Annotated in this window: 23 protein-coding genes; 14 read left to right on the top strand and 9 right to left on the bottom strand. The window is 72.2% G+C overall.

The window, feature by feature from the left end; translation table 11 throughout:
* Positions 1 to 256: 256 nt before the first annotated feature.
* Positions 257 to 1,129, top strand: coding sequence for an AfsR/SARP family transcriptional regulator (locus AB0K36_RS22865; RefSeq protein WP_364597370.1), 873 nt, complete (start codon positions 257 to 259; stop codon positions 1,127 to 1,129).
* Between the two features lie 544 nt (positions 1,130 to 1,673).
* On the opposite strand, the gene AB0K36_RS22860 is transcribed toward AB0K36_RS22865, so the two are convergent.
* From AB0K36_RS22860 to AB0K36_RS22850, 3 genes are all read right to left on the bottom strand, one after another.
* Positions 1,674 to 2,429, bottom strand: coding sequence for an SDR family NAD(P)-dependent oxidoreductase (locus AB0K36_RS22860; protein ID WP_356624051.1), 756 nt, complete (start codon positions 2,427 to 2,429; stop codon positions 1,674 to 1,676).
* A gap of 127 nt (positions 2,430 to 2,556) precedes the next feature.
* Positions 2,557 to 4,122 (bottom strand): flavin-containing monooxygenase, encoded by a 1,566-nt coding sequence (locus tag AB0K36_RS22855; protein ID WP_364597366.1) that lies wholly within the window; start codon positions 4,120 to 4,122, stop codon positions 2,557 to 2,559.
* Positions 4,123 to 4,133: 11 nt separating this feature from the next.
* Positions 4,134 to 5,012, bottom strand: a complete 879-nt coding sequence (locus AB0K36_RS22850; RefSeq protein WP_159682277.1) for a class I SAM-dependent methyltransferase — start codon at positions 5,010 to 5,012, stop codon at positions 4,134 to 4,136.
* Between the two features lie 172 nt (positions 5,013 to 5,184).
* Here AB0K36_RS22850 and AB0K36_RS22845 point away from each other — a divergent pair, with 172 nt between their 5' ends.
* The 5 genes from AB0K36_RS22845 (at position 5,185) to AB0K36_RS22825 (ending at position 9,341) form a co-directional block, all read left to right on the top strand.
* Complete coding sequence (locus tag AB0K36_RS22845; protein ID WP_189476987.1) at positions 5,185 to 5,439, top strand: hypothetical protein; 255 nt, start codon at positions 5,185 to 5,187, stop codon at positions 5,437 to 5,439.
* 15 nt (positions 5,440 to 5,454) lie between these two features.
* Positions 5,455 to 6,441: a 3-oxoacyl-ACP synthase III family protein gene (locus AB0K36_RS22840; protein ID WP_005321909.1), complete on the top strand. Its 987-nt coding sequence runs from the start codon at positions 5,455 to 5,457 to the stop codon at positions 6,439 to 6,441.
* Positions 6,438 to 7,931 (top strand): FAD-binding protein, encoded by a 1,494-nt coding sequence (locus AB0K36_RS22835; RefSeq protein WP_364597361.1) that lies wholly within the window; start codon positions 6,438 to 6,440, stop codon positions 7,929 to 7,931. Before AB0K36_RS22840 ends, AB0K36_RS22835 begins: the two co-directional genes overlap by 4 nt.
* Before the next feature lie 79 nt (positions 7,932 to 8,010).
* The gene (locus AB0K36_RS22830; protein ID WP_364597358.1) at positions 8,011 to 8,502 is read left to right on the top strand and encodes an SRPBCC family protein; all 492 of its coding nucleotides are present in this window, start codon (positions 8,011 to 8,013) and stop codon (positions 8,500 to 8,502) included.
* Positions 8,499 to 9,341 (top strand): alpha/beta fold hydrolase, encoded by an 843-nt coding sequence (locus AB0K36_RS22825; RefSeq protein ID WP_364597355.1) that lies wholly within the window; start codon positions 8,499 to 8,501, stop codon positions 9,339 to 9,341. Before AB0K36_RS22830 ends, AB0K36_RS22825 begins: the two co-directional genes overlap by 4 nt.
* Before the next feature lie 309 nt (positions 9,342 to 9,650).
* On the opposite strand, the gene AB0K36_RS22820 is transcribed toward AB0K36_RS22825, so the two are convergent.
* From AB0K36_RS22820 to AB0K36_RS22805, 4 genes are all read right to left on the bottom strand, one after another.
* Positions 9,651 to 10,646, bottom strand: coding sequence for an AraC family transcriptional regulator (locus AB0K36_RS22820; protein ID WP_364597353.1), 996 nt, complete (start codon positions 10,644 to 10,646; stop codon positions 9,651 to 9,653).
* Between the two features lie 127 nt (positions 10,647 to 10,773).
* The gene (locus AB0K36_RS22815; protein ID WP_189476977.1) at positions 10,774 to 11,265 is read right to left on the bottom strand and encodes an anthrone oxygenase family protein; all 492 of its coding nucleotides are present in this window, start codon (positions 11,263 to 11,265) and stop codon (positions 10,774 to 10,776) included.
* Positions 11,266 to 11,390: 125 nt separating this feature from the next.
* Positions 11,391 to 12,041 (bottom strand): hemerythrin domain-containing protein, encoded by a 651-nt coding sequence (locus AB0K36_RS22810; RefSeq protein WP_364597349.1) that lies wholly within the window; start codon positions 12,039 to 12,041, stop codon positions 11,391 to 11,393.
* A gap of 103 nt (positions 12,042 to 12,144) precedes the next feature.
* Positions 12,145 to 12,984: an NmrA family NAD(P)-binding protein gene (locus tag AB0K36_RS22805; RefSeq protein WP_364597346.1), complete on the bottom strand. Its 840-nt coding sequence runs from the start codon at positions 12,982 to 12,984 to the stop codon at positions 12,145 to 12,147.
* A gap of 420 nt (positions 12,985 to 13,404) precedes the next feature.
* Here AB0K36_RS22805 and AB0K36_RS22800 point away from each other — a divergent pair, with 420 nt between their 5' ends.
* The 8 genes from AB0K36_RS22800 to AB0K36_RS22765 all read left to right on the top strand — a co-directional run bounded on the left by AB0K36_RS22800 (position 13,405) and on the right by AB0K36_RS22765 (position 20,863).
* Positions 13,405 to 13,569: a hypothetical protein gene (locus AB0K36_RS22800; protein ID WP_356636753.1), complete on the top strand. Its 165-nt coding sequence runs from the start codon at positions 13,405 to 13,407 to the stop codon at positions 13,567 to 13,569.
* A gap of 73 nt (positions 13,570 to 13,642) precedes the next feature.
* Entirely contained in the window at positions 13,643 to 13,888 is a 246-nt protein-coding gene (locus AB0K36_RS22795; protein ID WP_364597343.1) for a hypothetical protein, read from the top strand.
* 1 nt (position 13,889) lies between these two features.
* Positions 13,890 to 15,575, top strand: a complete 1,686-nt coding sequence (locus AB0K36_RS22790) for a B12-binding domain-containing radical SAM protein (RefSeq protein WP_364597340.1) — start codon at positions 13,890 to 13,892, stop codon at positions 15,573 to 15,575.
* Positions 15,576 to 15,578: 3 nt separating this feature from the next.
* Positions 15,579 to 16,472, top strand: coding sequence for a multinuclear nonheme iron-dependent oxidase (locus tag AB0K36_RS22785; RefSeq protein ID WP_364597337.1), 894 nt, complete (start codon positions 15,579 to 15,581; stop codon positions 16,470 to 16,472).
* Positions 16,469 to 17,248, top strand: a complete 780-nt coding sequence (locus AB0K36_RS22780; protein WP_364597335.1) for a hypothetical protein — start codon at positions 16,469 to 16,471, stop codon at positions 17,246 to 17,248. Before AB0K36_RS22785 ends, AB0K36_RS22780 begins: the two co-directional genes overlap by 4 nt.
* Complete coding sequence (locus AB0K36_RS22775) at positions 17,245 to 18,603, top strand: MFS transporter (RefSeq protein ID WP_364597332.1); 1,359 nt, start codon at positions 17,245 to 17,247, stop codon at positions 18,601 to 18,603. Before AB0K36_RS22780 ends, AB0K36_RS22775 begins: the two co-directional genes overlap by 4 nt.
* Positions 18,600 to 19,952 (top strand): hypothetical protein, encoded by a 1,353-nt coding sequence (locus AB0K36_RS22770; protein ID WP_364597329.1) that lies wholly within the window; start codon positions 18,600 to 18,602, stop codon positions 19,950 to 19,952. The genes AB0K36_RS22775 and AB0K36_RS22770 overlap by 4 nt, the downstream gene beginning before the upstream one ends.
* Positions 19,949 to 20,863: a JmjC domain-containing protein gene (locus tag AB0K36_RS22765; protein WP_364597326.1), complete on the top strand. Its 915-nt coding sequence runs from the start codon at positions 19,949 to 19,951 to the stop codon at positions 20,861 to 20,863. The genes AB0K36_RS22770 and AB0K36_RS22765 overlap by 4 nt, the downstream gene beginning before the upstream one ends.
* A 57-nt stretch (positions 20,864 to 20,920) precedes the next feature.
* On the opposite strand, the gene AB0K36_RS22760 is transcribed toward AB0K36_RS22765, so the two are convergent.
* Both AB0K36_RS22760 and AB0K36_RS22755 read right to left on the bottom strand, forming a co-directional pair.
* Positions 20,921 to 21,211, bottom strand: a complete 291-nt coding sequence (locus AB0K36_RS22760) for a DUF4352 domain-containing protein (protein WP_364597323.1) — start codon at positions 21,209 to 21,211, stop codon at positions 20,921 to 20,923.
* A gap of 296 nt (positions 21,212 to 21,507) precedes the next feature.
* Positions 21,508 to 21,642, bottom strand: a 135-nt coding sequence (locus tag AB0K36_RS22755; RefSeq protein ID WP_364597463.1) for an adenosylhomocysteinase, incomplete at its 5' end; no start/stop codon positions are given.

The raw sequence follows: 21,642 nt of genomic DNA, 5'->3' as shown, positions 1-21,642 counted from the left end.
TGGCGCGGGAAGTCGGCTGGAAGTCGACCTTCAGGGCGAATACCGGAGGCGCTGATTCCCAGTTATTCCCCCCGGTATGTTTTTGGCCACGGTTGAATGTGGCGACAATTGGCCGGTACGGTCGAATCCGGGAAAGTGAGTACGAACAGAGATCTGGCTGCGAAGCCGGGGCGCGAATTCGCGGCCTCCCTTTCCTTGAATCGCGCCCCCGCACGTGTGATGACCGCGTGCAGACGAAGTCTTGGGGGACTCAGCGTTGCTGATCAGACTCGTAGGTCTTGTCACCATCGAACACGACGGGACGGCGCCCCAGCACCTGTCGAGCGCGCAGGCCCAAGTGGCCTTCGCTCGACTGATACTGGAGCGAACGTCGGGAACCAGCCGCGACCAGCTCGCGGACACCGTGTGGCCGGAAGGGCTGCCCGACACGTGGGCGTCCGCGCTGCGCAGTGTCGTGAGCCGGGTCCGCGCCTATGTCACCGGCCCGCTGCAGAAGCCGGGCGGCACGCCCCTGATCGCACAGAGCGGCCGGTACATACTGCGGCTGCCGGACGACGCGGCGGTCGACCTGGAGGCGGCGGAGGCCGCGATGACGGAAGCCAGGACGGCCTTCTCGGACGGTGCGCACGCGGTGGCGCACCAGCTCGCGGCGGGCGCCGTGTCCAACCTGCGCGGCTCGTTCCTGCCGGCGCACGAGGGCGAGTGGGTCAACGCCGTTCGTGAGCGGGTCGACGAACTGCGCCTGATGTCACTGGAGCTGGCGAGCCTGTCCTCGTCGGCGCTCGGCGCGGAGCACCACGCGGTGCGCTACGCCGACGAGGCGGTACGGCGCGCGCCGTTCCGCGAGAGCGCGCACCGGTGCCGGATGACGGCGCACGCCGCCGCGGGCAACCGGGCGGACGCGCTGCGCGCCTACCAGCAGCTGCGGGAGGTCCTCGCGGACGAGCTGGGCATCGACCCGGCGGCCGAGACCCAGGCCGCCTATCTGGAGCTGCTGCGCGCCGAGCCCGCGGGCCCGCAGCGTCGGGCCCCCGCGGGGCGGCTGACGGCCGACGCGCTGGACCCGCTGCTGATGGGAGCGTTCGAGGCACTGACCCCACCACCGGCGGCGCCGTTGCCGACGCGCTGAGCCCGCCACGACGCCGGGGACCCGGCACCATCCAGGTGCCGGCCCCCGGCGTCCGCATGCCCGCGCCGCGCAACGCGGGCGGCGGGGCCCGCCACCACCCAGGTGCCGGGCCCCCGGCGTCCGTATGCCCGGCGCCACGCAGCACGGGCGGCGGCCAGGGGGTCTGAGCCGCGGGCCGGGTACCGGCAGGGCCGCGGCCCCGCCGGTACCCGGCCCGGTGGGCCGGGGTACGCCCGCCCAGGCCGCCGTGACCGGGCAGACGTGGAATCCGCCCGGCCCGAGGGAGTGAACTGCCTGCACCGGCCGCCGTGTACGCGGCCCCGGTGGGGCGGTGTGCTCGCCGTACCGGCGGCCGGCCCGCTGGGCCGGATGACGCCGACGCGCGACAGCCCGGCGTTCGAGGCGGCGAGACCGTCGCCGGGGCGCGGGGTGGCCCGTCGGGACGGGGAGACGTACGGGCCGGCCGCCCCGGCCGTGGACGTGGAAGCGGCCCGCGGCCCCCCGGTCGAAGGGGGGCGGCGGGCCGCTGGGCAGCGGGGCGTGGTCAGGTGATGGAGACGCCGCTGTCGATGCTGATCACCTGGCCCGTCATGCAGTCCTGGTCGAGGAACAGGGACGCGCTGCGGGCCACCTCCTCGACGGTCACGAAGCGCGGGATGGGGGCCTTGCCCTCCATGCCCTCGACGACGCGGTCGGGGAGGTCCTTGGTCATGCCGGTGATCATGAAGCCCGGGGAGAGGGCGTTGACGGTCACCCCGCGCCGGCCGCACTCGGCGGCCAGCGTGCGGGTGAAGCCGATCAGGCCCGCCTTGGACGCGGAGTACGCCGTCTGTCCGGCGGTCGCGATCAGGCCCGACGGCGAGACCACGTTGATGACGCGGCCCCATCTTTGGCGCAGCATGTGCGGGACGGCGACGCGTGCGGTGTGGAACGAGCCGATCAGGTTGGTCCGGATGACCTGGGCCCAGTCGTCCGGGTTCTGCATCGCCATCAGCGCGTCCTTGCGGATCGCGCCGTTGTTGACGAGGACGTCGACGGGGCCGAGGCGCTCGCCGATCTCCCGGTACAGCGCGGTGACGGCGTCGTAGTCGCCGACGTCGCCGCTGACGAGGACCGAGTCGTTGGTGAGTTTGTCCTGCACGGCCCGGGCCGCGTCCTTCGAGCTGTTGTAGTGGACGGCGACCCGGCAGCCCAGTGCGTCCAGCTCGAGGGCCAGGGCCTGGCCGAGGCCTCCCGAGGCGCCGGTGACCAGCGCAACCGGCTGCTCGGGGCGGTTTCCGGTCTGTGGGCCCGTACTCATCGCGTTACCTCCGTGGATACTCCGCCCTTCACGGCGGAAGCGACTCCTGCCGGCGGGGCAGGGGAAAGTGATCCGCCGTCAGGGCCGGCCGTCGCGCGGGACCACCCCGCCGGCCGGCCGCGTGGCGTCAGGCGTTCTCCAGTGCCGGCCGGCCGGCGTTGACGGTGGTGGCGAGCTGGTACTCGCCCAGGTCGAACCGGCGCGTCGCACGGCGGAACCGCCATGTGTAGGTGGGCCAGATCGACGGGTTGCGGCCGTGCTCGTCCAGGTACCAGCTCTTGCAGTTCCCGGCGTTCCACACGGTGCCCTCGAGCCGGCCCTGCAGGCGCTCGTTCCACTGCTGCTGGGCCTCGGCGCGGACCTCGACACTGGCCAGGCCGCGCTTGTCCATCTGTCCCAGGGCGTCGATGACGTAGCCGATCTGCGCCTCGATCATCACCACCTGCGAGGAGTGCCCCAGCGTGGTGTTGGGGCCCAGCAGCAGGAACAGGTTCGGGAACCCGGCGACGGTGGTGCCGCGGTGCGCGGCCATGCCGCCCTCGCGCCACACGTCCCGCAGCAGCCGGCCCTGGCGGCCCGTGATCCGGCCGGCGACGGGCCGGTCGGTGGCCTTGAAGCCGGTGCCGAGGATGATCGTGTCGACCTCCCGCTCGGTGCCGTCCGAGGAGACGATCGACTTGGCCCGCACATGGTCGATGCCGTCGGTGACCAGGTCCACGTTGGGCTGCTGGATCGCCGGGTACCACGTGTTGGAGAACAGCAGGCGCTTGCACGCCATCACGTAGTCGGGCGTCAGCTTCGCCCGCAGCTCCTCGTCCGCGACGGACTTCGCCAGATGGTCGCTGGCCATCTTCTGCATCTTGCCCGCGACCTTGGGACGCTTCATCACGAACGCCAGGACCTCACGGCCCCACATGTTGAAGTTGCGGCGGAAGCGCTGGTAGCCGGGGACGTTGTGCAGCAGCTTGGACTGCAGCGCGCTGGTCGGCTTGTCGTTCTTCGGCCCGATCCAGGCGGGGGTGCGCTGGTACAGGTCCAGCCGCCCCACCTCCGGCTGGATCTTCGGCACGAACTGGATCGCGGAGGCGCCGGTGCCGATGACGGCGACGTTGCGGCCCGCGAGGTCGTGCCCGTGGTCCCAGCGCGAGGAGTGGAACACCGTCCCCTCGAAGTCCTGAAGGCCGGCGATGGCGGGCACGGCCGGCTCGGAGAGGTAGCCGGTGCCCGACACCAGCACCTGGGCGGTGTAGTCACCCTGGGAGGTGCTCACGTGCCAGCGGCGGGCGGTCTCGTCCCAGCGGGCGCCGAGCAGTTCGTGACCGAAGCGGATGTAGGGGCGGACCCCGAACCGGTCGGCGACGTCCCGCAGGTACTCGTACAGCTCCGCCTGCTTGCCGAACGTGGACTTCCAGCCCGGGTTCTGCGCGAAGGAGAACGAGTACAGGTGCGACATCACGTCGCACGCCGCGCCCGGGTAGGAGTTGTCCCGCCAGGTGCCGCCGACCTCGTAGGCCCGCTCGAAGACGAGGAAGTCGTCGATGCCCTTCTGCAGCAGGCGCACCGCCATGCCCAGGCCGGAGAAGCCGCTGCCGATGACCGCGACGCGCAGATGCCGGGTGGGGCCGCCGCCCGTCGCCCGCCCGCCGGGCGAAGGACTCCCGTCGCTGCGCGCGGGTTCCAGAATGCTCGTCACGTGGGCCTCCTCTAGCGGCGCGCGATGGTGACGCGGAAGTTGTTGAAGAACTTGTCCTCGAGCGTGTACGCGAAGATGTCGAGGTAGCGCTCGAAGCGGGCCACGACCTCCTCGCCCTCCAGGGCGACGGCCTCGTCCCGGCGGGCGGCCAGCAGCTTCAGCCAGGCGCGGCAGGCGACGGCGAACGACTCGCGCTCGTTGACGATCTCGACCACGTCGAACAGGCCCTCTGCGGCCTGGGTGAGCTCGTGCAGGTGCGGGATGTGGCAGTTCTCGAACTCGGAGCGCTGGAGGAACTTCAGGTCGTCCAGCAGCTGCCGGTTCATCGGCAGTGCCTCCGCGGTCATGGTGTGCAGCACGAACCGGCCGCCCGGCTTGAGGGCCGCGCCGACCTTGTTGAAGAACACCCGGTACTTCTTGGTCCGCTCGCGCGGCGGGAGCGTGGAGGACACGAAGTGCTCCAGCGCGTTGATGCAGAACGCCGCGTCGTAGGGGTCGTCGGTGGTGTGGTCCTCCCACGACTCGACGCGGGTGGTGATGCGGGGGTTGTCCAGGCCGGCGATGAACGCCTCCTGGGTGCGGCTGAGCGTCAGGCCGACGGCCTGCTCGACGCCGTGGACGGTGGTGAGCCGGTTGAGCATGGTGCCCCAGCCGCAGCCCACGTCCAGCACCCGCCGGCTGCCGGCGGCGCCGGCGAGCTCGACGAACCGGTCGAGCTTGCGCTCCTGGGCCTCGTCGAGGGCCTCGGTGAGGCCCTCGCCCTCCTCCCAGTAGCCGCCCGAGTACATCATCGTCGGCCCCAGCAGGAGGCGGTAGAAGTCGTTGCTCACCTCGTAGTGGTGCCTGATCGCGTCGACCTCGGGGACCGACCTGTCAGCGACCGTCGTCATCTCTTCCTCAACTCCTGTCGGGGTGCGCGGCTGTCGGGGTCGAGGAAAGCGAAGTGCTCGCAACAGATGTGCAAGACGGCGCCGGGCGGGCGGTGTTGCGCCCCGCTTGCGCGGCTGCCGGTTCGATTCCTAGGCGTAACACCCCAAGCCTTGCGAGAGAGGACCGAACCCCATGTCGCTGCCCACCGTCGAAGAACTGGCAACCCAGCTCGAGGCCGTCTCCGGCGCCCAGAAGGTCGACCCGGACCAGCCGCTCCAGCACATCGCCGATGTCGACTCGCTGGACCTGATGGAGTGGTTGTACGGGTTCCAGAACCAGTACCCGCACATCCCGGCCGACGAGTCGCTGTTCGCCGACATCGACGACACCACGACGCTGCGCGTCGTCCACGACCGGATCGTCCAGCTCGTGCCCGCCCAGGCCTGATCAGGGGAGAGTCCTGTGAACGGCTTCGACATCACCGGGTGGGGCATGGCCGTACCCGAACGCGTGGTCTCCAGCACGGAGCTCGCGCAGCGCTTCGGCGTCGACGAGAACTGGATCGTCAGCCGGTGCGGGATCCACGAACGCCGGGCCGTCGGTCCCGGCCAGACGACCGCCTCCCTTGCTGTCGAGGCCGGCCGGCGCGCACTGGACAAGGCGGGGCTGAGCGGCGGCGACATCGCCCATCTGATCGTCGCCACCGCCACCCCCGAACAGCCTTCGCCGGCCACGTCCGCGTTCGTCCACCACGAACTGGGCATCGCCGGCAGCGCGCACGACGTCAACTCCGAGTGCGCGGGCTTCGTCTACGGCCTCGTCCAGGCCATGGCACTCATCAAGATCGACCCGCGGCCGATCCTGCTGATCGGCTCCGACACCCACACCCTCACCGCCAACCCCGCCGACCGGGACCTGTCGATCCTCGTCGGCGACGGCGCGGGCGCGGTGGTGCTCCGGCCGGCCCCGTCGGACCCGGTGCTGGGCTGGAACCTGGGTGCCGACGGCAGCTGCGCCGGCAGCCTCAAGGTCCTGGCCGGCGGCAGCCGGATGCCGACCACGGAGGAGACCGTCCGCCAGGGGCTGCACTACGCACAGATCAACGGCAACGAGATCTACCTCAACGCCGTGCGCTACACCGTGCGCACGGTGCGGGAGACGCTGACCAGCGCCAAGGTCGAGGCGGCCGACGTCCGCCACGTCATCCCGCACCAGGCGAACATCCGGATCATCAACTCGATCCTCAGCCACACGGGCCTGCGGCCCGAGGCCCTGGTCACCAATCTGCACAAGTACGGGAACACGGCGTCCGCGTCGATCCCGATCGCCCTGACCGAGGCGCTCGACGAAGGCCGCATCAACGACGGCGACCTGGTCCTGCTGGCCGGCTTCGGCGCGGGCATGACCTGGGGATCGGTCCTGCTGGAATGGGTCGGAGGACAGAAATGAACAACGCACTCTCGCGGCGCAAGGTCCTGGGCGGCATCGCCGCAACGGTCGTCGGCTGGAGCGTCGCCAACCAGACGTGGGCGACGGCCGCCGAAGTCGACGGCGGCCAGCACATCGACGTCAGACAAGTGCCCGCCCTGGACGGGACGCTGACCACGTCGGCGACCGACCTGGACGGATTCCGCCAGGACTTCGGGCGGCTGAAGCCGTCCGCGCCGTGGGCCGTCCTGCGTCCTGGTTCCGACCAGGACATCGTCAAGATGGTCAACTACGCCCGGACCAACCGGCTGAAGATCGCCGTCAACGGGCAGGGCGGCACCGGCGACGACATGGAGTCGCACTCCGTGTACGGCCAGGCGGCGGTGCCGCAGGGCGGCATATCCATCGACGCCCGCGCCATGTCGAAGATCCTCAGCATCAACGCGACCAACGCGGTCGTCGAGGCCGGTGTCACCTGGGGGCAGCTGACGGACGCCGCGCTGAAGGTGGGCAAGACCCCGCCGGCGCTGCCCGACTACCTGCACCTGTCCATCGGCGGGACCGTCTCCATCGGCGGCATCGGCGGCACGGTGCAGAAGTTCGGCCTGCTGGCCGACACCGTCCACTCCATGGACGTGGTCACCGGCACCGGTGAGCTCGTCACCGTCTCCGCGTCGGCGCGGCCCGACCTGTTCCACTCGATCCTGTCCGGCGGCGGCCAGACCGCGATCATCCTGCGCGCCAAGGTGAAGCTCGCCCCCGCACCCCAGCGGTCGGTCGTCTTCAGCCTCTTCTACGACGACCTGGCGACCTACCTCGCCGACGGCGAGAAGGTCATGGCGGAGAACCGGTTCCACGTCCAGGCGGGCGAGATGCTGCGCCGCGCCGACGACACCGGCTGGCGCTACAAGATGGAGGTCGCCGCCAACTACTCCGGCACCGCCGTCCCCGACCGGGCGGCCCTGCTGGCCGGACTGCGCGACAACCGGGCCCAGGCCGTCATCGAGGACGTCGCCTACCGGGACTACATGTTCCGGCTCGACGGCTACGAGGTCTACCTGAAGGAGACCGGCCACTGGTTCCAGCCCAAGCCGTGGCTGAGCCTGTTCCTGCCGGCGTCCAAGACCAAGGCGTTCATGGAGCTGGTGGAGCAGGAGCTGACCGCCTCCGACCTGGGCGGCGGGTTCCTGCTGTTCTACCCGTACTACACCCGCAAGATCACCCGGCCGCTGGCGGTGCAGCCGGGCGAGTCCGTCGGCTACCTGTTCGACCTGCTGCGGTTCCCCAACCCGGGCGACCCGAACATCTCGCAGATGCTCGAGCAGAACCGCCGCCTGTACGACAGGGCCGTGGCGTTGGGCGCCAAGCGCTACCTGGTCGGTGCGATCCCCCGGATGACCACCGCCGACTGGAAGACGCACTTCGGCTACCGCTGGGAGGAGTTCTACAAGGCCAAGCGGCGCTACGACCCGGCGAACATCCTCACCCCCGGTCAGGGCTTCTTCGGCTGACGCGTCCGGCCGCGGGCCCCTCCTCCCGGGCCCTTCGCGGGGCCCGCACCCTGACCCGTACACCGACAGGAGATGCGACATGACGAGTTACGACCTGATCGACGAGGCGGTCATCGACGCTCCGCCGGACGCCGTCTGGGACGCGCTGCTCGCCGAGTTCCGCGGCGGCGCGCAATGGTGGGTGCCGGCCAACACCTTCGCCGCCGCGTCCGGTTCACCGGACGAGGTGGGCGGCGAGGTCAAGGTGACGGTCCACACCAAGGGCGTCGACAAGGGCGGTCCGAAGCTGCGGTTCACCTCACGCACGACGGCTGTCGAGACGGGCAGGCGACTGTCGGTCGAGTACGTCGAGGGGGTCTTCCGCGGGCCGAGCGACTTCCTGCTCGAACCGCTCGACGGCGGGCGCCGCACCCGCCTCGGCATGCACTTCCGGGGCCGTCCGCACGGCTGGCTGAAGGTGCTCGCCAAGGTCGCCGACATCGGCGCGGAGCACTCCAAGGCCACCAGCGCCGCGTTCACGGCCCTGAACGACGTGCTGGCGAAGCAGAAGGCCACGGAGGGGGCACGATGACCACGACGACGGCGCCGCCCGCCACGGAGAGCGCACTCGTCACCGACGACGGCGCCCGCCTGGCGGTGAGCGTCCTCGCCCCGCTGGGCGCGCCGTCGGGCCGCACGGTCGTCCTCGCGCACGGCTGGGCCGCGGCCCGGCGGGTGTGGGGCACGGTCGCGGACCGGCTGATCCGCGACGGTCACCGGGTCGTGCTGTACGACCTGCGCGGTCACGGCGCCTCCACGTCCGGTCGGGAGCCGTTCTCGGTGCCCCGGCTGGGGGCGGACCTGGGCGCGGTCCTGGACCATGTCGGGGCGCCCGGCGACACGATCGTCGTCGGGCACTCGGGCGGCGGGTTCGCGGCGATGACGTACGCCGTCTCGCCGGCGGCCCGGCTGGGCGCTCTGGTGCTGCTGGGCACTGCCGCGCACGACCAGGACACGCCCGACAGCGAAGTGAAGATGATGGGCAGCCCCCTCTTCTCGTGGGCGGTACGACGGCCGGCGCTGGGCCGCCTGCTGCTGGGGCAGAACATGCTGGGCAAGCGGGCCGACGCCTGTGCCCGGGAGGTCAACCGGCAGATGTTCGCGGCCGCGTCGCCGCGGGTGCGGTCCGAGGCGTTCGCCTCTTCCCGCGGGATGGACCTGCGCGGGCAGCTCGCCGCGCTGACCGTCCCGGCGGTGGTCCTGGCGGGCGGCGCGGACAAGGTCATCGCCCCGGCGCTGGGACGTGCGGTGGCCGAGGCGCTGCCGGGCGCCCGCTTCGAGGAGATCGAGGGCGCCGGCCACATGCTGCCGCTGGAGGCCCCGGACGCGATCGTGCGGGCGATCGGGGAGGTGGCGGGGCGGGTTGGGTGACGGCCGGCTCCCCCGCACGCGGGCGCAGGCCGCCGGACTTCCGGCGGCCTGCGCCCGCGTTTCGTTGTCAGGGGGCCTGGACGAGTGCCTCGGCCCATGGGCCGTCGACAAGGCGACTGCCGAAGTGACCGCCCGTCAACTCCACGCCTCGAAGAGGTCTTCCGGTGTGAGGCCGAGGACGCCTCGGCGGTGTGGCCGCTGCGCGCGACGGCCTCCACGTGCTGACGCGTCTCTGTCGGTGCGGGGCCTTGAATAACCCTGCCTCCCTTTGCTCCTCCGGTGCCCGGGCCGGGGATGCGGGGGGGCGGGTCAGCCGGCGCCAAGGACGATCGTCTGGGCCGGGGTGCCGGCCGGCATCGGCTGGTCGGCGGTGCGGCTGGTGCGGTATTCCTGGGGGCTCATGCCGCGGACCCGTTTGAACGCGGAGCTCAGCGCGAACGCGCTGCTGTAGCCGACGCGGTGGGCGACGCCGGCCACCGTGGCGTCGGGTTCGCGCAGCAGGTCGGCGGCGAGGGTGAGCCGCCAGGTCGCCAGGTAGGACATGGGCGGCTCCCCCACCACGGCGGTGAAGCGGCGGGCCAGGCCCGCGCGGGAGACGCCGACCTTGCGGGCGAGCAACTCCACCGTCCAGGCCTGGCCCGGGTTGTCGTGGAGCAGGCGCAGCGCGGGGCCGACGGTGTGGTCCGACTGGGCCCGGTACCAGGCCGGGGCGCCGGCGCCCGGTGCGGCGAGCCAGGCGCGCAGCACGCTGACGAACAGCAGGTCCAGCAGCCGGTCCAGGACGAGTTCCTGGCCGGGTTCGTCGCGGCTTATCTCGTCGGCGAGCAGGGAGACGAGCGCGTTGTCCTCGGCGCCGGCGGGCCGCACCAGCAGGGCGGGCAGCGCGTTCAGCAGCCGGCGCCCGATCTCGCTGGGGGCCTGGTAGGTGCCGCTGAGCATCACGGAGGACCCCTGGCCGAGTGTGTCGCCCCAGGTGCGCACGCCGAGCGCCATGGTGTCGGTGACGTCCTCGCCTTCGGTGGTGTTGCAGCGCTGTTCGGGGCCGACGACGATCTGCACGCCGGTGTCCTGCTCGTCGGCGATGGTGTACGGGTCGGGGCCGCGCAGTACGGCGACGTCGCCGGGGCGCAGCAGCGCGGGCGTGGAGCGGTCGGGCAGGACCCAGGCGTCGCCGCGGACCATGGTGACCAGGGAGATGGGGGCGCGGTCCTCGACGCGCAGCGCCCATGGCGGGCTGAAGACCGATTTGATCAGGAACGCGCCGCGGGCCTTGGGGCCTTCGAGCAGGCCGGTGAGAGCATCCATAGGTGTTCGACCCATCGCTGGGGGCGAGGCGTGGGAGGCCTCGGGGGACGGAAAGGATCGCGCCCGCCCTGCCGTGCGGGGGACGTCCGGCAGGACGGGCGCAGCTTTTCGGGGCGCGTGCGCCGGTTCAGTGGCGCAGCGTCGACAGTGCACGGCCGAGGCAGAGCAGGGCGGCGGTGCAGGCGAGGGTGCGGGCGGCGTTGGAGGGCGCCCAGGTCTTCTTGAACGTGTCGCGCAGGGCGGCGAGTTCGCCTGCGGCCTCGGGCAGGCCGGCGGCGGCGAGGCGCTTGTTGAGGGGGACGTTGATCCTCATGGTGAGGACCACGGCGGCGGTGTAGAGGGCGAGCGCGGCCCAGGTCCAGCGGGCGGCGGTGCGCTGCCCGATGCGGGTCAGGCGGGTGCCGGCGATGCCGGTGGCGAGGAAGGCGCCGAAGAAGACGAGTCCGAACAGCCCGTTCTCGATGGCCTCGTTGATGTTCTGCATGGCGGCGACGTAGGTGTGGTCGTCGCCGCGGTCGAGGCCGGGCAGGACGGAGACGTCGAAGGAGAAGTACAGGCCGGCGCTCAGGCCCATGGCGATGGTGGCGGCGTAGAGCGCGGGCTGGGCGGCCGTGGACATCGGGGCTTCCTTCCGGCGGGCGGGGCGCGGGTGGTCCGGGGCTGAATGGTTCCGGGGGCGGTCCGGGGCGCGGGTGGTTCCGGGGGTGGTCCGGGGCGCGGGTGGTCGCGGGGGGGCCGCGTGGGTCAGCGGGGGTCGAGGACGGCGCCGAGGCCGCGTTCGTAGCGGCGGCGCAGGACGGTGCGGCCGAGCAGCCGCACGGGCGGTGGCATGGTGGCGGCGACGAGGTCGACGGAGCGCCGGTCGGCGCCGTCGAACATCCACGGCGGCAGGTAGGTCAGGACGCCGGGCGGTGCGGTGCGCACCAGGCGCTGTTCGAGGGCGAGGTACTCGCGGGCGGGAAGCTGGGCGAAGATCGGGAAGACGGTCTTCTCCTCGTCCGCGAGGTGGTGGGTGAGGACCTGGCGGAAGTGTTCGGCCGCGGCGGGCAGGGCGGCCGGGCCGCCTGTGGCGGTGAGGGCGGCGGTGACCTGGTCCATGGCCCGGTCGAGTTCGGTGTGGTCGCCGGCGATCTCGTCGGCCTGGGGCCGGAACTGCGGGAGTTTGCGGAGCAGTTCGGGCCACAGGAAGGTGTCCTCGCTGCGGTGGTGCCAGTCGATGACGTCGCGCAGGCGCTGCCACCAGGTGGCGGCGGGTGCCAGGCCGCGGGCGGTGAGGCGGGGTGCGGCGGCGGTGAGGCGGTTCGCGTCGCGGCGCATGGCGATGTGCATCAGGGCGAAGCCGTGGAAGTGGCCGGGCAGGGTGTCGAGGCGTTCGCTCGACATGGGGGTGCTCATGGCCGCCTCCTCGGGGGTGGCTGTGTCTCGGGCTGGTCCGGTGCCGCGGCCGCGGGTGCGTCCGTCGGTCCGCGGTCGCGGCACCGGGGGCAGGGGCTCCGGGTCAGACGTTCCAGACGCCGGAGGCGGCGGCTTCCCTGGCGTAGTCGGCGAAGTCCTTCGGCTTGCGGCCGAGGGCCTCCTCGACGCCGTGCACCAGGTGGGCGTTGCGGCCGTCGAGGACGTTCTCGAACAGCTCGGCGAAGTCGGCCGGCAGGCCGTGCTCGACCAGGGCGGCCCGGTACTCGTCCTTGGTGATGGGGATGTACTGGATCTGGCGGCCGGTGGCCTTGGTGAGCTCGTCGGCGACGTCGCGGAAGCTCAGCAGGCGCGGGCCGGACAGCTCGTAGGTCTTGCCGATGTGCGCCGGGTCGGTGAGGGCGGCGACGACGACGTCGGCGATGTCGTCGGCGTCGACGAACGCCTCGACCGCGTCGCCGGTCGGCAGGGCGATCTCGCCGGCCAGGACGGGCTCGAGGAAGAAGCTCTCGTCGAAGTTCTGGTTGAAGAAGCTGGAGCGCACGATCGTCCAGTCGGCGCCGGACTCCTTGAGCTTGTTCTCGCCGATCACGGCGCCCTCCTCGCCGCGGCCGGAGAGCAGCACCAGGCGGGTGGCGCCCTTGGAGACGGCGAGCTTGGAGAAGGCGGCGATGTGCTCGTCGGCGCCGGGGAAGGCGAGGTCGGGGTAGTACGTGACGTAGACGGCGCCGACGCCCTCGAGCGCGGCCTCCCACGTGGAGGAGTCCTCCCACACGAAGCGCGGCTCGCCGGAGCGTGACCCGACGCGCACCGGAAGGCCTCGTGCGGTGAGCCGCTCCGCGACCCTGCGGCCGGTCTTGCCGGTGCCGCCGATCACGAGCGTCGTCCTGGTTCCGGTCGTCTGCGTGTTCTGTGTGTTCGTCATGGTGATGAGTCAACTCCAGTGCGGTGAGACGAGCCATAGCCCAAACGCTCAACCCCATAAGCGTGCGTCTCAGGAGGAGCGGGGCGCGGTGTGACGCCCGGGTCAGACTAGGCAGCACCGGGCGGGGGCGGCCATGGCTCCGGGTCCGTTCTCGAGGCGTCCGCGAGTCCGTCTCCAGGCGCGGCGCGCGGGTGGGCCGCCGCGGGGAGGTGCCGCGCTTCGGCTTCGTACGGCGGAGTCGGGCCTGTTCCCGCTGCCGTACCGCTGGGGAGCCCGCTGACCTGGGGCTCTCTCCTCGCCCCAGTCGGCCTCGACCCTTCCTCAGGTGTTTTGGTGCAGCTTCTCCACCACTGGTTCTCCCCTGCCGGGGAGAACCACGCGCGTCCCGATGACTTCGGGACCGACGAGAGGAGAGCACAGATGGCCACCACCGAGAACACGCCGTCGAACCGCAAGTCCCTCACCGAGCGCACCGAGGACGAGCTGGCGATCGAGAGCTTCGACGAGGTCGAGAGCCCGGAGGCCGACATCGTCAGCCTCGGCGACGCGAGCTACACCAAGATGCTCGGCAAGATCTACGCCTGACCTCGCCGCCCGTGGCCCCGGAGGAATCACTCGCCGGGGCCACTGGGCGTCCCGTGTGCGCCTGGGAGGGCCGATGCTGAAATTCGATCCGGAACTGCCGTACCTGGACCAGGCAGGGCACGTCTATGTGCCGTTGGCCGGGCCCGACCAGTCCTGTCTGAAGCTCAACGTGCACGCCTCGCGGCTGTGGCGCGCCGCCGTCGGCGCGCCCGTGGACCCTGACGCGCTGCGCGAGCGGGACCGCGCCTTCCTGCTCGGCCTCGCACGGCGCGGCGTCCTGCGCACCACGCCCGTCGCCGCCTCCGCGAAGGAAGCCTGACATGGCCGCCGCCGGTCCGCAGGCCCCCGTCCGCACGCCCCGGATCGCCTTTGTCAATCCGTCCGTCGGTTTCTCCGACCGCCGCAAGTCGAAGCCGATCGGCCTGGCCTACCTCATGGCGTACCTGGAGCAGCGCGGCTACCCGAGCTCCGGGTTCGACTTCGGGGACTCCGAGGACGACCCGGTGGATCTCGCAGAGCTGTACGGTCTCGACGGCTACGACGTCGTGGGGTTCTCCGTCTACAACGAGTCGTTCCGCAGCTCCGTGGCGATGGCCGAGTGGATCAAGTCGCGCAGCCCGCACTGCCTGATCGTGCTCGGCGGTCCGCACGCGACGGCCGTGCACGAGCACATCGTGCGCCGCTACGGGTGTGTCGACGTCGTGGTGCGGCGCGAGGGCGAGGAAGCCATGCTCGACGTCGTACGGGCTCTCGACGACCCGGCGGCGCTGCGCCGTATCAAGGGCACCACGTGGCGCGCGCCCGGCGGTGACGGTGAGCCGGTCGTCAACCCGGACCGTCCGTTCGTGCCGGACCTCGACCAGATCCCTTTCCCGGACGCCGAGTTCACCTCCCACTCCGGCTATCCCGACCTCACGTACTTCGACAGTGTGCAGGGCCGGCTGAAGGCGGCGCTGACCATCTGCAGCAGCCGCAGCTGCCCGTACAACTGCTCGTTCTGCGGCGTGCTCACCATCGGCCGCAAGTACCGCTCACGCGAGGCCGATCGTGTGGTCGCGGAGCTCCTGCATTTTCGCGAGCGCCACCAGATCCACTACGAGCACGTGTACTTCAGCGACGCCAACTTCTTCGTGTCGCCCACCCGCGCCCTCGAGGTCGCCGAAGCACTCCACGAGGCCGACCCGAACATCTCCTTCAGCTTCGGCACCCGCGTGAACCAGATCCTCAAGGCGGCCGACGCCCTGCCCCGCCTGAAGGAGTGCGGGCTGCGTTTCATCGAGCTCGGCATCGAATCCGCCTCCGAGCCCGTGCTCGAACGCCTCGCCAAGCACGTCAAGCCCGCGGTGAACCTCGCCGCGGTGCGCCTGCTGCGCCGCCTCGGCATCGAGATCTCCCTGGACTTCATCATGCTCGACCCCGCGACCACGTTGGCCGACATCCGCGCCAACGCGGAGTTCCTGCGCGAGGCGGGGTTCTACGACTACGTGCCGCACGACCACCTGTACACCGCTCTGGTGCTCTACGAGGGCACCCCCATCCGGGAGTTCTACGCCGAGCGCTACGGCGACGTGTACGACCCGGACGACCTGCCCAACCCCTTCACCATGTTCGAGGTCCCCGCGGTGCAGCGGTTCAGCGACACCCTGCGCGCGTTCCGCAGGCAGTGGCAGGACCGCATCGACGAGGCCCTCAGCCGAGGTGAGCTCGCCCTCGCCTCGTTGGCGGCGGGCGGCGAGGGCAACGGGATCGACCGGGCGGCGCACGCCCAGCTGCAGCTCGACGTGGTGTCCTTGCGGCACGCCCCGAACCTGCTGTTCGAGGCGCTCCTGGACGACGCCGAGCAGGACTTCGTACGCCTTGACGCGGGCGGCCTCGACGCGCTGCTGCCGCGGCTCGGCCCGGACCGTCTGACGCTCGGCGAACTCATCACACGCAACGACGATGTTGCCCGGAGGGCCGGGTTCCAGCAGGTCCCGGGCGCCGTCGGGCACCACGGGAGGGACTAGCCCATGACCACCGCCATCCACCGGGGCCCCGCGGTCGACGAGCTCGGCCCGCAGGGCGTCCGCGGCATCTGTTTCAGCTGCGATCCCATGACGGGCATGGACGTCGCCGAGGAGACCGCGCGGCGCGTCGGTGAGGACGCCACCTGGTTCGGTGTCGGCATCCTCGCGTCGGACGAGGAACTCGCCCTGCGCAGCGCCGACTTCTGCCGCAGGCACGGCCTGCGCGCCCTGTTCCACCCGCTCGACCTCGATGTGTGCGGCACCGACCCGCTCGACGACGGGCTCCTGCGCGCCATCGGCCGGCGTGCGGACGAACTCGACTCGCCCTGGCTCAACATCGACCTCGCCATGTGGGTGCGACGCGGCGAGAGCCTCCTGGAGAGCCTGGTGCCGATGCCGCTCGTCGATGCGGCCGTCGACGTCGCCGTGGACCGCATCAAGCACGCCCAGGACGTCATCGGCCGCCCGCTGACCATCGAGAACGCGCCCTACCCCTTCGTCGTGGGCGACCAGGACATCCTCACCCTGATGACCCGCATCGCCGAGGGCGCCGACTGCATGATGACGATCGACGTCGGCCATCTGTACGGATTGCGTGTGCAGAGCGGCCGTGACACCGTGCTGCCCAGCGACGACGACATCGCCTGGGAGCGCGTGGTCGAGGCCCACATGAGCGGTACCTTCATCCGTCGCTTCGAAGGCGGCGTACGGCTCGTCGACGACAAGCACGACTGGCCGGTCAGCGACGAGGTGTGGGAGCTGGCCGACGCGCTGCTGCCCAGGGCGCCCCATCTGCGTTCGGTGATGGCCGAGGCGGAGGGCATGACCGCAGACGAACTGACCGACAGCGTACGGCGCTTCGCGCGCCGTGCCGACCACTGGTGGAGCGCCTCGTGAGCAGCGACCTGACGACGGATTACGACCGGATCACCGACGCCACGTGGCACATCCTCAACGCCACCGCCGAGCGCCGCGCCGACATCCTCGACCGGTTGCCCGCCACGTACCGCGACGTCGTGGCCGCGGGGACCACCGGGCCGGGCTTCGACATGGAGCAGGCGCGCCGCCGTAAGACGATGGGCAACGTCCTCGGCACCACCTTCCCCGTCACGTTCTTCGCCTACTACGGCCGCACCGGCGCCGACGGCCTGCACGCCTTCCTCGACAGCGAGCAGTGGCAGCAGCGGCCCGCCCAGCCGGGATCCGTGTTCCCGCCCGCCGCCACGACGTCCGCGGCGTTCGCCGCCTACCTGCGGGCCACCGACTGGACCGCGACGCAGGAGGACTGGGTCGGCGAGGCCTTCGCCTTCGAGAGCGACCACCTCTTCGGCGGCTCCGTCGCCGCCCCGCGCTCCGGCGTGCGGCTGACCGCCGGCGCCTGGGTGGCGGAGGCGTCCTTCGACGTCCCCGAGTACGGGCGGCTGTTGCGTGAACGCGGGGCGGTCGACCCCTGGCCCGAGGCGCTGCTGCTCGTCAAGCGGCGCCCTTGCCCGCTGGCCGTCGTGTCGCTGCCCGAAGCGGGCCGCGTACGGCGCTTCCAGCTGCGGGGCGACACCGTGGCCGAGCTGCGCTGGCTGTGGGACCCTGCCGAGGAGGCACCGGCCGACGCCACCACGAGCGCCGCCTATGCCCGCGCCTGCGCCTCCGGTCTTGTGGACGGGGCCGGGGAATGACGACCGCGGCACCGGGCAACGGCAGCAAGGGCCCGCAGGACACGGCACCCGGCACGGACGACCCGCAGGGCCGCTACGTGAGCCGGGTGCGCCGCGCCTACCTCGCGGTGTCCGGCTTCGACTACTTCGCGGACATGCTGCTCACCGTCACCTCGGTGCTGCTGCTCCAGTCGTACGGCATGAGCTCCTCCGCGGTGTTCGCGCTCGTCGCCGCCGTGTGGATCGTCGAGGGGGTCTGCGAGATCCCCACCGGCATCCTCGCCGACATGGTGGGCCGACGGGCCTCGGTGGCGCTCAGCTTCGTGCTGCGCGCCGTCGGATACGGGGCGCTCTTCTTCAGCGACAGCGTGATGGTCGCGGCCGCGGGCACCTTGCTCGCCGCGATCGGCGGCACGTTCTCCTCCGGCGCCCTGGAAGCCTGGGCCGTGGACGAGACCGGCGCCCGTGACTCCGGTGATCTGGACCGCCTGTTCGCCCGCGGGAAGATCGCGGAGAACTCCGGCCTGGTCCTCGGCACGCTCGCCGGGGCGGCCCTCGGCTCCCTCGACCTGGCGTGGCCGCAGCTCGCCGCGGGCGCGGCCTGCGCGCTGTCCGCCGTCCTCGCGCTGGCTCTGATGCGCGGCGGGCCGCGCGGCCCGCGCTCGCCGCACGCGTTCCTGCGGGGGCTGCGCGCCTCGGGCCGGGACGTGGTGACCGGCGCCCGCCTCACCCTGCGCGGCGACCGGGTGCTGATCGTACTGATCGTCGGCACGGCGTTCCTGTGGATGTTCCGTGGTGTGCCGGGCGTGCAGTGGACGGTCGTCTACGAGTCGCTGGCCGGCGGCCACCTCCTCGTCCTCGCCGTGATGCGCAGCGTCGGCTCGCTCCTGGAGATCCCGCTGCTCGGCTGGATCATGGCGTTGCAGCAGCGCCGGGGCACGGCGCGCCGCACCGTCGTGGTCACCGCCTCGTCGGTGGGCGCGATCGCCCTCGCCACCGCCGGGGTGGTGCGCGACCCTCTGGTGTCGATGGTCTGCTACGTGGGCTTCACCACGGCGTTCGGCCTGTGCATGCCCGGCCTGCGGGCGGCCGTCAACGAACGCATCGAGGCCGGCCACCGGGCCACCGTGCTGTCCATGGCCTCCCTCGCCAACAGCCTGCTCACCGGGGGCGGTCTGATCCTCGTCGGCACCTTCGTCGACGACCTCGGCAGCGCGGGCCTGTCCTGGCCGCTGGCCGCCGCCGGATTCGCCGCGGCGGGGCTGCTGCTGGCCGCGCTCACCTCCCGTTCCGTGCCCGGGCGCCCCTCCGGGGCCGACGGCCCCCCGGCCGGACCGCCCGCGCCGGCCGGCGTCCAGGACGTGTCCCCCGTATGACCACCGCCGCCCCGCACGCCCCCGGGCCCGGTGTCGCGGAGGACCATGTCGAGGCGCTCCTGGCCGACCTCCAGCTGGAGCGCTCCGGGCTCGCCACGCGCGACCCCGAACCCACCGCCGACCGCGTCGTGCGGCTCGGCGACGACCTCGCGGCCCTCGGGCTCACCGGGTTCGTCGCCGAACTGCGCGGCCGCACACCCAGGGTGCCCGGCGTGCGCGGCGTGCTCGACCTGGAAGCCGACGAGGACGGGCGCCGGGCCTCCTACCGGGCCCGGCACGCCGAGGCACGCGCCGTCGCCGACGACATCTGGGCCTGGCTGCGGCAGCGCCGCGACAGCGCGCCGCCCGACAGTCCCTGGTGGGCGGGCGAGAGCACCCTGCCGCTCCCCGAGGACTCGGTGCGGACCATGGCCACGGCCACCGCTCCCGTGGAGGACCTGACGCACCTCACGGGAGCGTGGGCCGAGAGTTGCGGGCTGCGGCGGCACACCGCCGAGTACAACTGGCGCTGGCTGATGCTCGGCAAGGGCCTGCCCCTGCCCGGTGACAAGCCCCTGCCGCGCCTCAACCCGCTGATCAACGGGCTCGTGGAGCAGGCACGCGGGCACGGTCTGCTCCCCCGCTCCCACCTCGTGCAGATCATCCGCAGGCCCAACACCCCGTCCATGGTGATGCCGGTACGACTGCCCGGCCTGTCCCTGCTGTCGGTGCCCACCGCCGTCACCCCGGTGACCGTCCAGTACCTCCAGCACGAGATCGCGCACCTGACCGAACACGGGCTGCGCCCCGCACGGGCCGCCCTCCTCGACCGCTGGGCCTTCGACCCACTGCGGTCGGAGGGCTGGGCCCTGCTGCTGGAGCACCTGGTCTCCTCACCCGCCGTGCTCGCCGGCCTGGGCCTGGCCGACGACACCGCCGACGCCGTCTGCCGTTTCCTCCGGCAGGAGGAGCGGTTCAGCCGCGGCATGATGGCGGTGGACCTCGCCCTCGACCGGGACCTGGAGAACTGCGCGAGCCTGACCCAGGCACTGGAGGCGGCGGCCGCGCAGGTGGCCCGCACCGGACTGTGCTGGGCGCCCGAACTGCTGCTCCTGCGCCAGATCAGCATCCTGAACTGGCGTTCCTACGTCGCTGGTTACGTGTGGCGCGACGCCGTGCTCGACGAGCTGACAGGCCGCTTCGGCACGCACTGGCACCGGCGGGACGAGCCGTGGGCGGCCCTGCTGTCCGCTCTCGCGGACACCGGGTCCGCGGCCACCTTCCTGCACGCCCTGCGCGCCGCCCCCGACGCCGGCGCCCAGGGCCCGACCCCCACGTTCCACGACGAACGCAGTGAGGTGACCCCATGACCCCGTTGACGACGACTCCCCGCACACCCGCGGCCGTGGCCCGCGCGGCACGCCTGCTGAGCCGCGACCCGGACCAGGTGCGCGACCTGCCCTGGGGCACGGCGCACGCGGTCTTCGACGCCTCGCCGGAGCTCGCGGCCGTCATGACCCGCGAGGACCTCGACGACTGGCTCGACTGCAGCCTGCTGCACTACCCGGTGCTCAACGCCATCCGCGGCGCCACGCCGGTGCCGCCGCAGGAACTCACCCGGACCATGACCGTCTCCGGCGACCCGCGCGGCGGGTACGTGGACGGGGCCAAGGTGCGCGCCCGGTTGCGCGACGGCGCCACCGTCGTCGTGCAGAATCTCCACGAATGGCACCGCCCGGCCCGGGAGGTGTGCCGTCGCGCCGCCGAGCTGTTCGAGGCCAAGGCGGGCGCTGTGGCGTTCTGGTCGCCGCCGGGCGAGGCGGGGCTTCGCGTCCACCGCGACGACGGGCACCTTTTCGTCGTGCAGATCAGCGGGACGAAACGCTGGTACCTGTACGACACCCCGGCCGCCCCCGGCCTGTGGGAGCCCGGGTACGTGGAAGCCCCTGACGGCCTGGCGGAGCCCGCCACCGTCGACCTGAGGGCGGGTCAGGTCCTGTACCTGCCGGACGGGATCGCCCATCACACCGAGACCCTGGACGAGGAGTCGGTGCACGTCACCGTCGCCGTCCGGGAGCCCGCCCTGCGGGACGTCGCCGAGCTGGCCGTCCGCGCCTGCCTCGCCCGCGTCCCCGCCCACGCGACGGCCGCCGCGGCGGACCGCGAGGAAGCCGTCGCGGCCGTGCTGGACGACCTCGCCGCCGCCCTCGGCCGCGTCGACCGCGCCGCCCTGGCCCGGCACGTCACGCGCCGCTCGGTCCAGACCGGGGGCAGCCGCTGACGCTCACGTCGCTCCGTCACGCCGTCACGCGTCGCCGGCACCGGCGGAAGGCGCCTTTCAGGACACGTCGCCGCGGACGTCGTCGCCGAACAGGCCGTCGGTGTAGGTGACGTACATCGGGGTGAAGGCGCCCTTGCCGGTGATGACCCCGGTGGCCTTCTCGCCCGGGGCGAGGTCCATCGTGTCCATCTGGTTCTCGTCCTCGCCGAGTTCGGCGTTGTGCTTGGAGCCGTCGGTGGCGGTGATGGAGAAGTACAGCGGGTTGACGTCGATCTTCTCGTCGCTGTTGTTGGTGATGGTGACTACGGCTTTCGCCGGGCGAAGAGTTCCCGGAGCGTCAGCACCCACAGGCTCCGCCGGTCGGCCGGCGTGCCGGGCGGGCTGCGGCCGCACAGCGGAACGGCCGGTCACACGCCGAGGGTGAGGGCGCGGCCGCCCGCGCGCAGTTCGGCCTCGGTCTGCGTAGGACCTCCGCCCTGGGACATCTCGGCCGGCCCTGCGGGGGGCGCAGGCAGCGCGACCGTCCTACGCTGCCGGGCGGGGCGCACGGGCACCGGCAGCGGGCGTGGTCGTGGACGGAGCGGGGAGGGCCGGCCTGTGGCTGCGGCCCTCCCCCGGGTGGCGGTGTGGACCGCCGACAGGCGTCAGTAGCGGTAGTGGTCGGGCTTGTACGGGCCGTCGACGTCGACGCCGATGTAGGCGGCCTGCTCCGGGCGCAGGGTGGTCAGCTTGACGCCCAGCGCGTCGAGGTGGAGGCGGGCGACCTTCTCGTCGAGGTG

Source organism: Streptomyces kurssanovii, from assembly GCF_040677245.1.
GTDB lineage: Bacteria > Actinomycetota > Actinomycetes > Streptomycetales > Streptomycetaceae > Streptomyces > Streptomyces kurssanovii.
This window is presented reverse-complemented; position numbering and strand designations above follow the sequence as displayed.

Bases quoted from the DNA above. Each gene is read 5' to 3' on its own strand.
- AB0K36_RS22860 (WP_356624051.1), bottom strand. From the start codon at position 2,429: ATGAGTACGGGCCCACAGACCGGAAACCGCCCCGAGCAGCCGGTTGCG.
- AB0K36_RS22850 (WP_159682277.1), bottom strand. From the start codon at position 5,012: ATGACGACGGTCGCTGACAGGTCGGTCCCCGAGGTCGACGCGATCAGG.
- AB0K36_RS22845 (WP_189476987.1), top strand. From the start codon at position 5,185: ATGTCGCTGCCCACCGTCGAAGAACTGGCAACCCAGCTCGAGGCCGTC.
- AB0K36_RS22835 (WP_364597361.1), top strand. From the start codon at position 6,438: ATGAACAACGCACTCTCGCGGCGCAAGGTCCTGGGCGGCATCGCCGCA.
- AB0K36_RS22830 (WP_364597358.1), top strand. From the start codon at position 8,011: ATGACGAGTTACGACCTGATCGACGAGGCGGTCATCGACGCTCCGCCG.
- AB0K36_RS22825 (WP_364597355.1), top strand. From the start codon at position 8,499: ATGACCACGACGACGGCGCCGCCCGCCACGGAGAGCGCACTCGTCACC.
- AB0K36_RS22820 (WP_364597353.1), bottom strand. From the start codon at position 10,646: ATGGATGCTCTCACCGGCCTGCTCGAAGGCCCCAAGGCCCGCGGCGCG.
- AB0K36_RS22815 (WP_189476977.1), bottom strand. From the start codon at position 11,265: ATGTCCACGGCCGCCCAGCCCGCGCTCTACGCCGCCACCATCGCCATG.
- AB0K36_RS22810 (WP_364597349.1), bottom strand. From the start codon at position 12,041: ATGAGCACCCCCATGTCGAGCGAACGCCTCGACACCCTGCCCGGCCAC.
- AB0K36_RS22805 (WP_364597346.1), bottom strand. From the start codon at position 12,984: ATGACGAACACACAGAACACGCAGACGACCGGAACCAGGACGACGCTC.
- AB0K36_RS22800 (WP_356636753.1), top strand. From the start codon at position 13,405: ATGGCCACCACCGAGAACACGCCGTCGAACCGCAAGTCCCTCACCGAG.
- AB0K36_RS22795 (WP_364597343.1), top strand. From the start codon at position 13,643: ATGCTGAAATTCGATCCGGAACTGCCGTACCTGGACCAGGCAGGGCAC.
- AB0K36_RS22790 (WP_364597340.1), top strand. From the start codon at position 13,890: ATGGCCGCCGCCGGTCCGCAGGCCCCCGTCCGCACGCCCCGGATCGCC.
- AB0K36_RS22785 (WP_364597337.1), top strand. From the start codon at position 15,579: ATGACCACCGCCATCCACCGGGGCCCCGCGGTCGACGAGCTCGGCCCG.
- AB0K36_RS22775 (WP_364597332.1), top strand. From the start codon at position 17,245: ATGACGACCGCGGCACCGGGCAACGGCAGCAAGGGCCCGCAGGACACG.
- AB0K36_RS22770 (WP_364597329.1), top strand. From the start codon at position 18,600: ATGACCACCGCCGCCCCGCACGCCCCCGGGCCCGGTGTCGCGGAGGAC.
- AB0K36_RS22765 (WP_364597326.1), top strand. From the start codon at position 19,949: ATGACCCCGTTGACGACGACTCCCCGCACACCCGCGGCCGTGGCCCGC.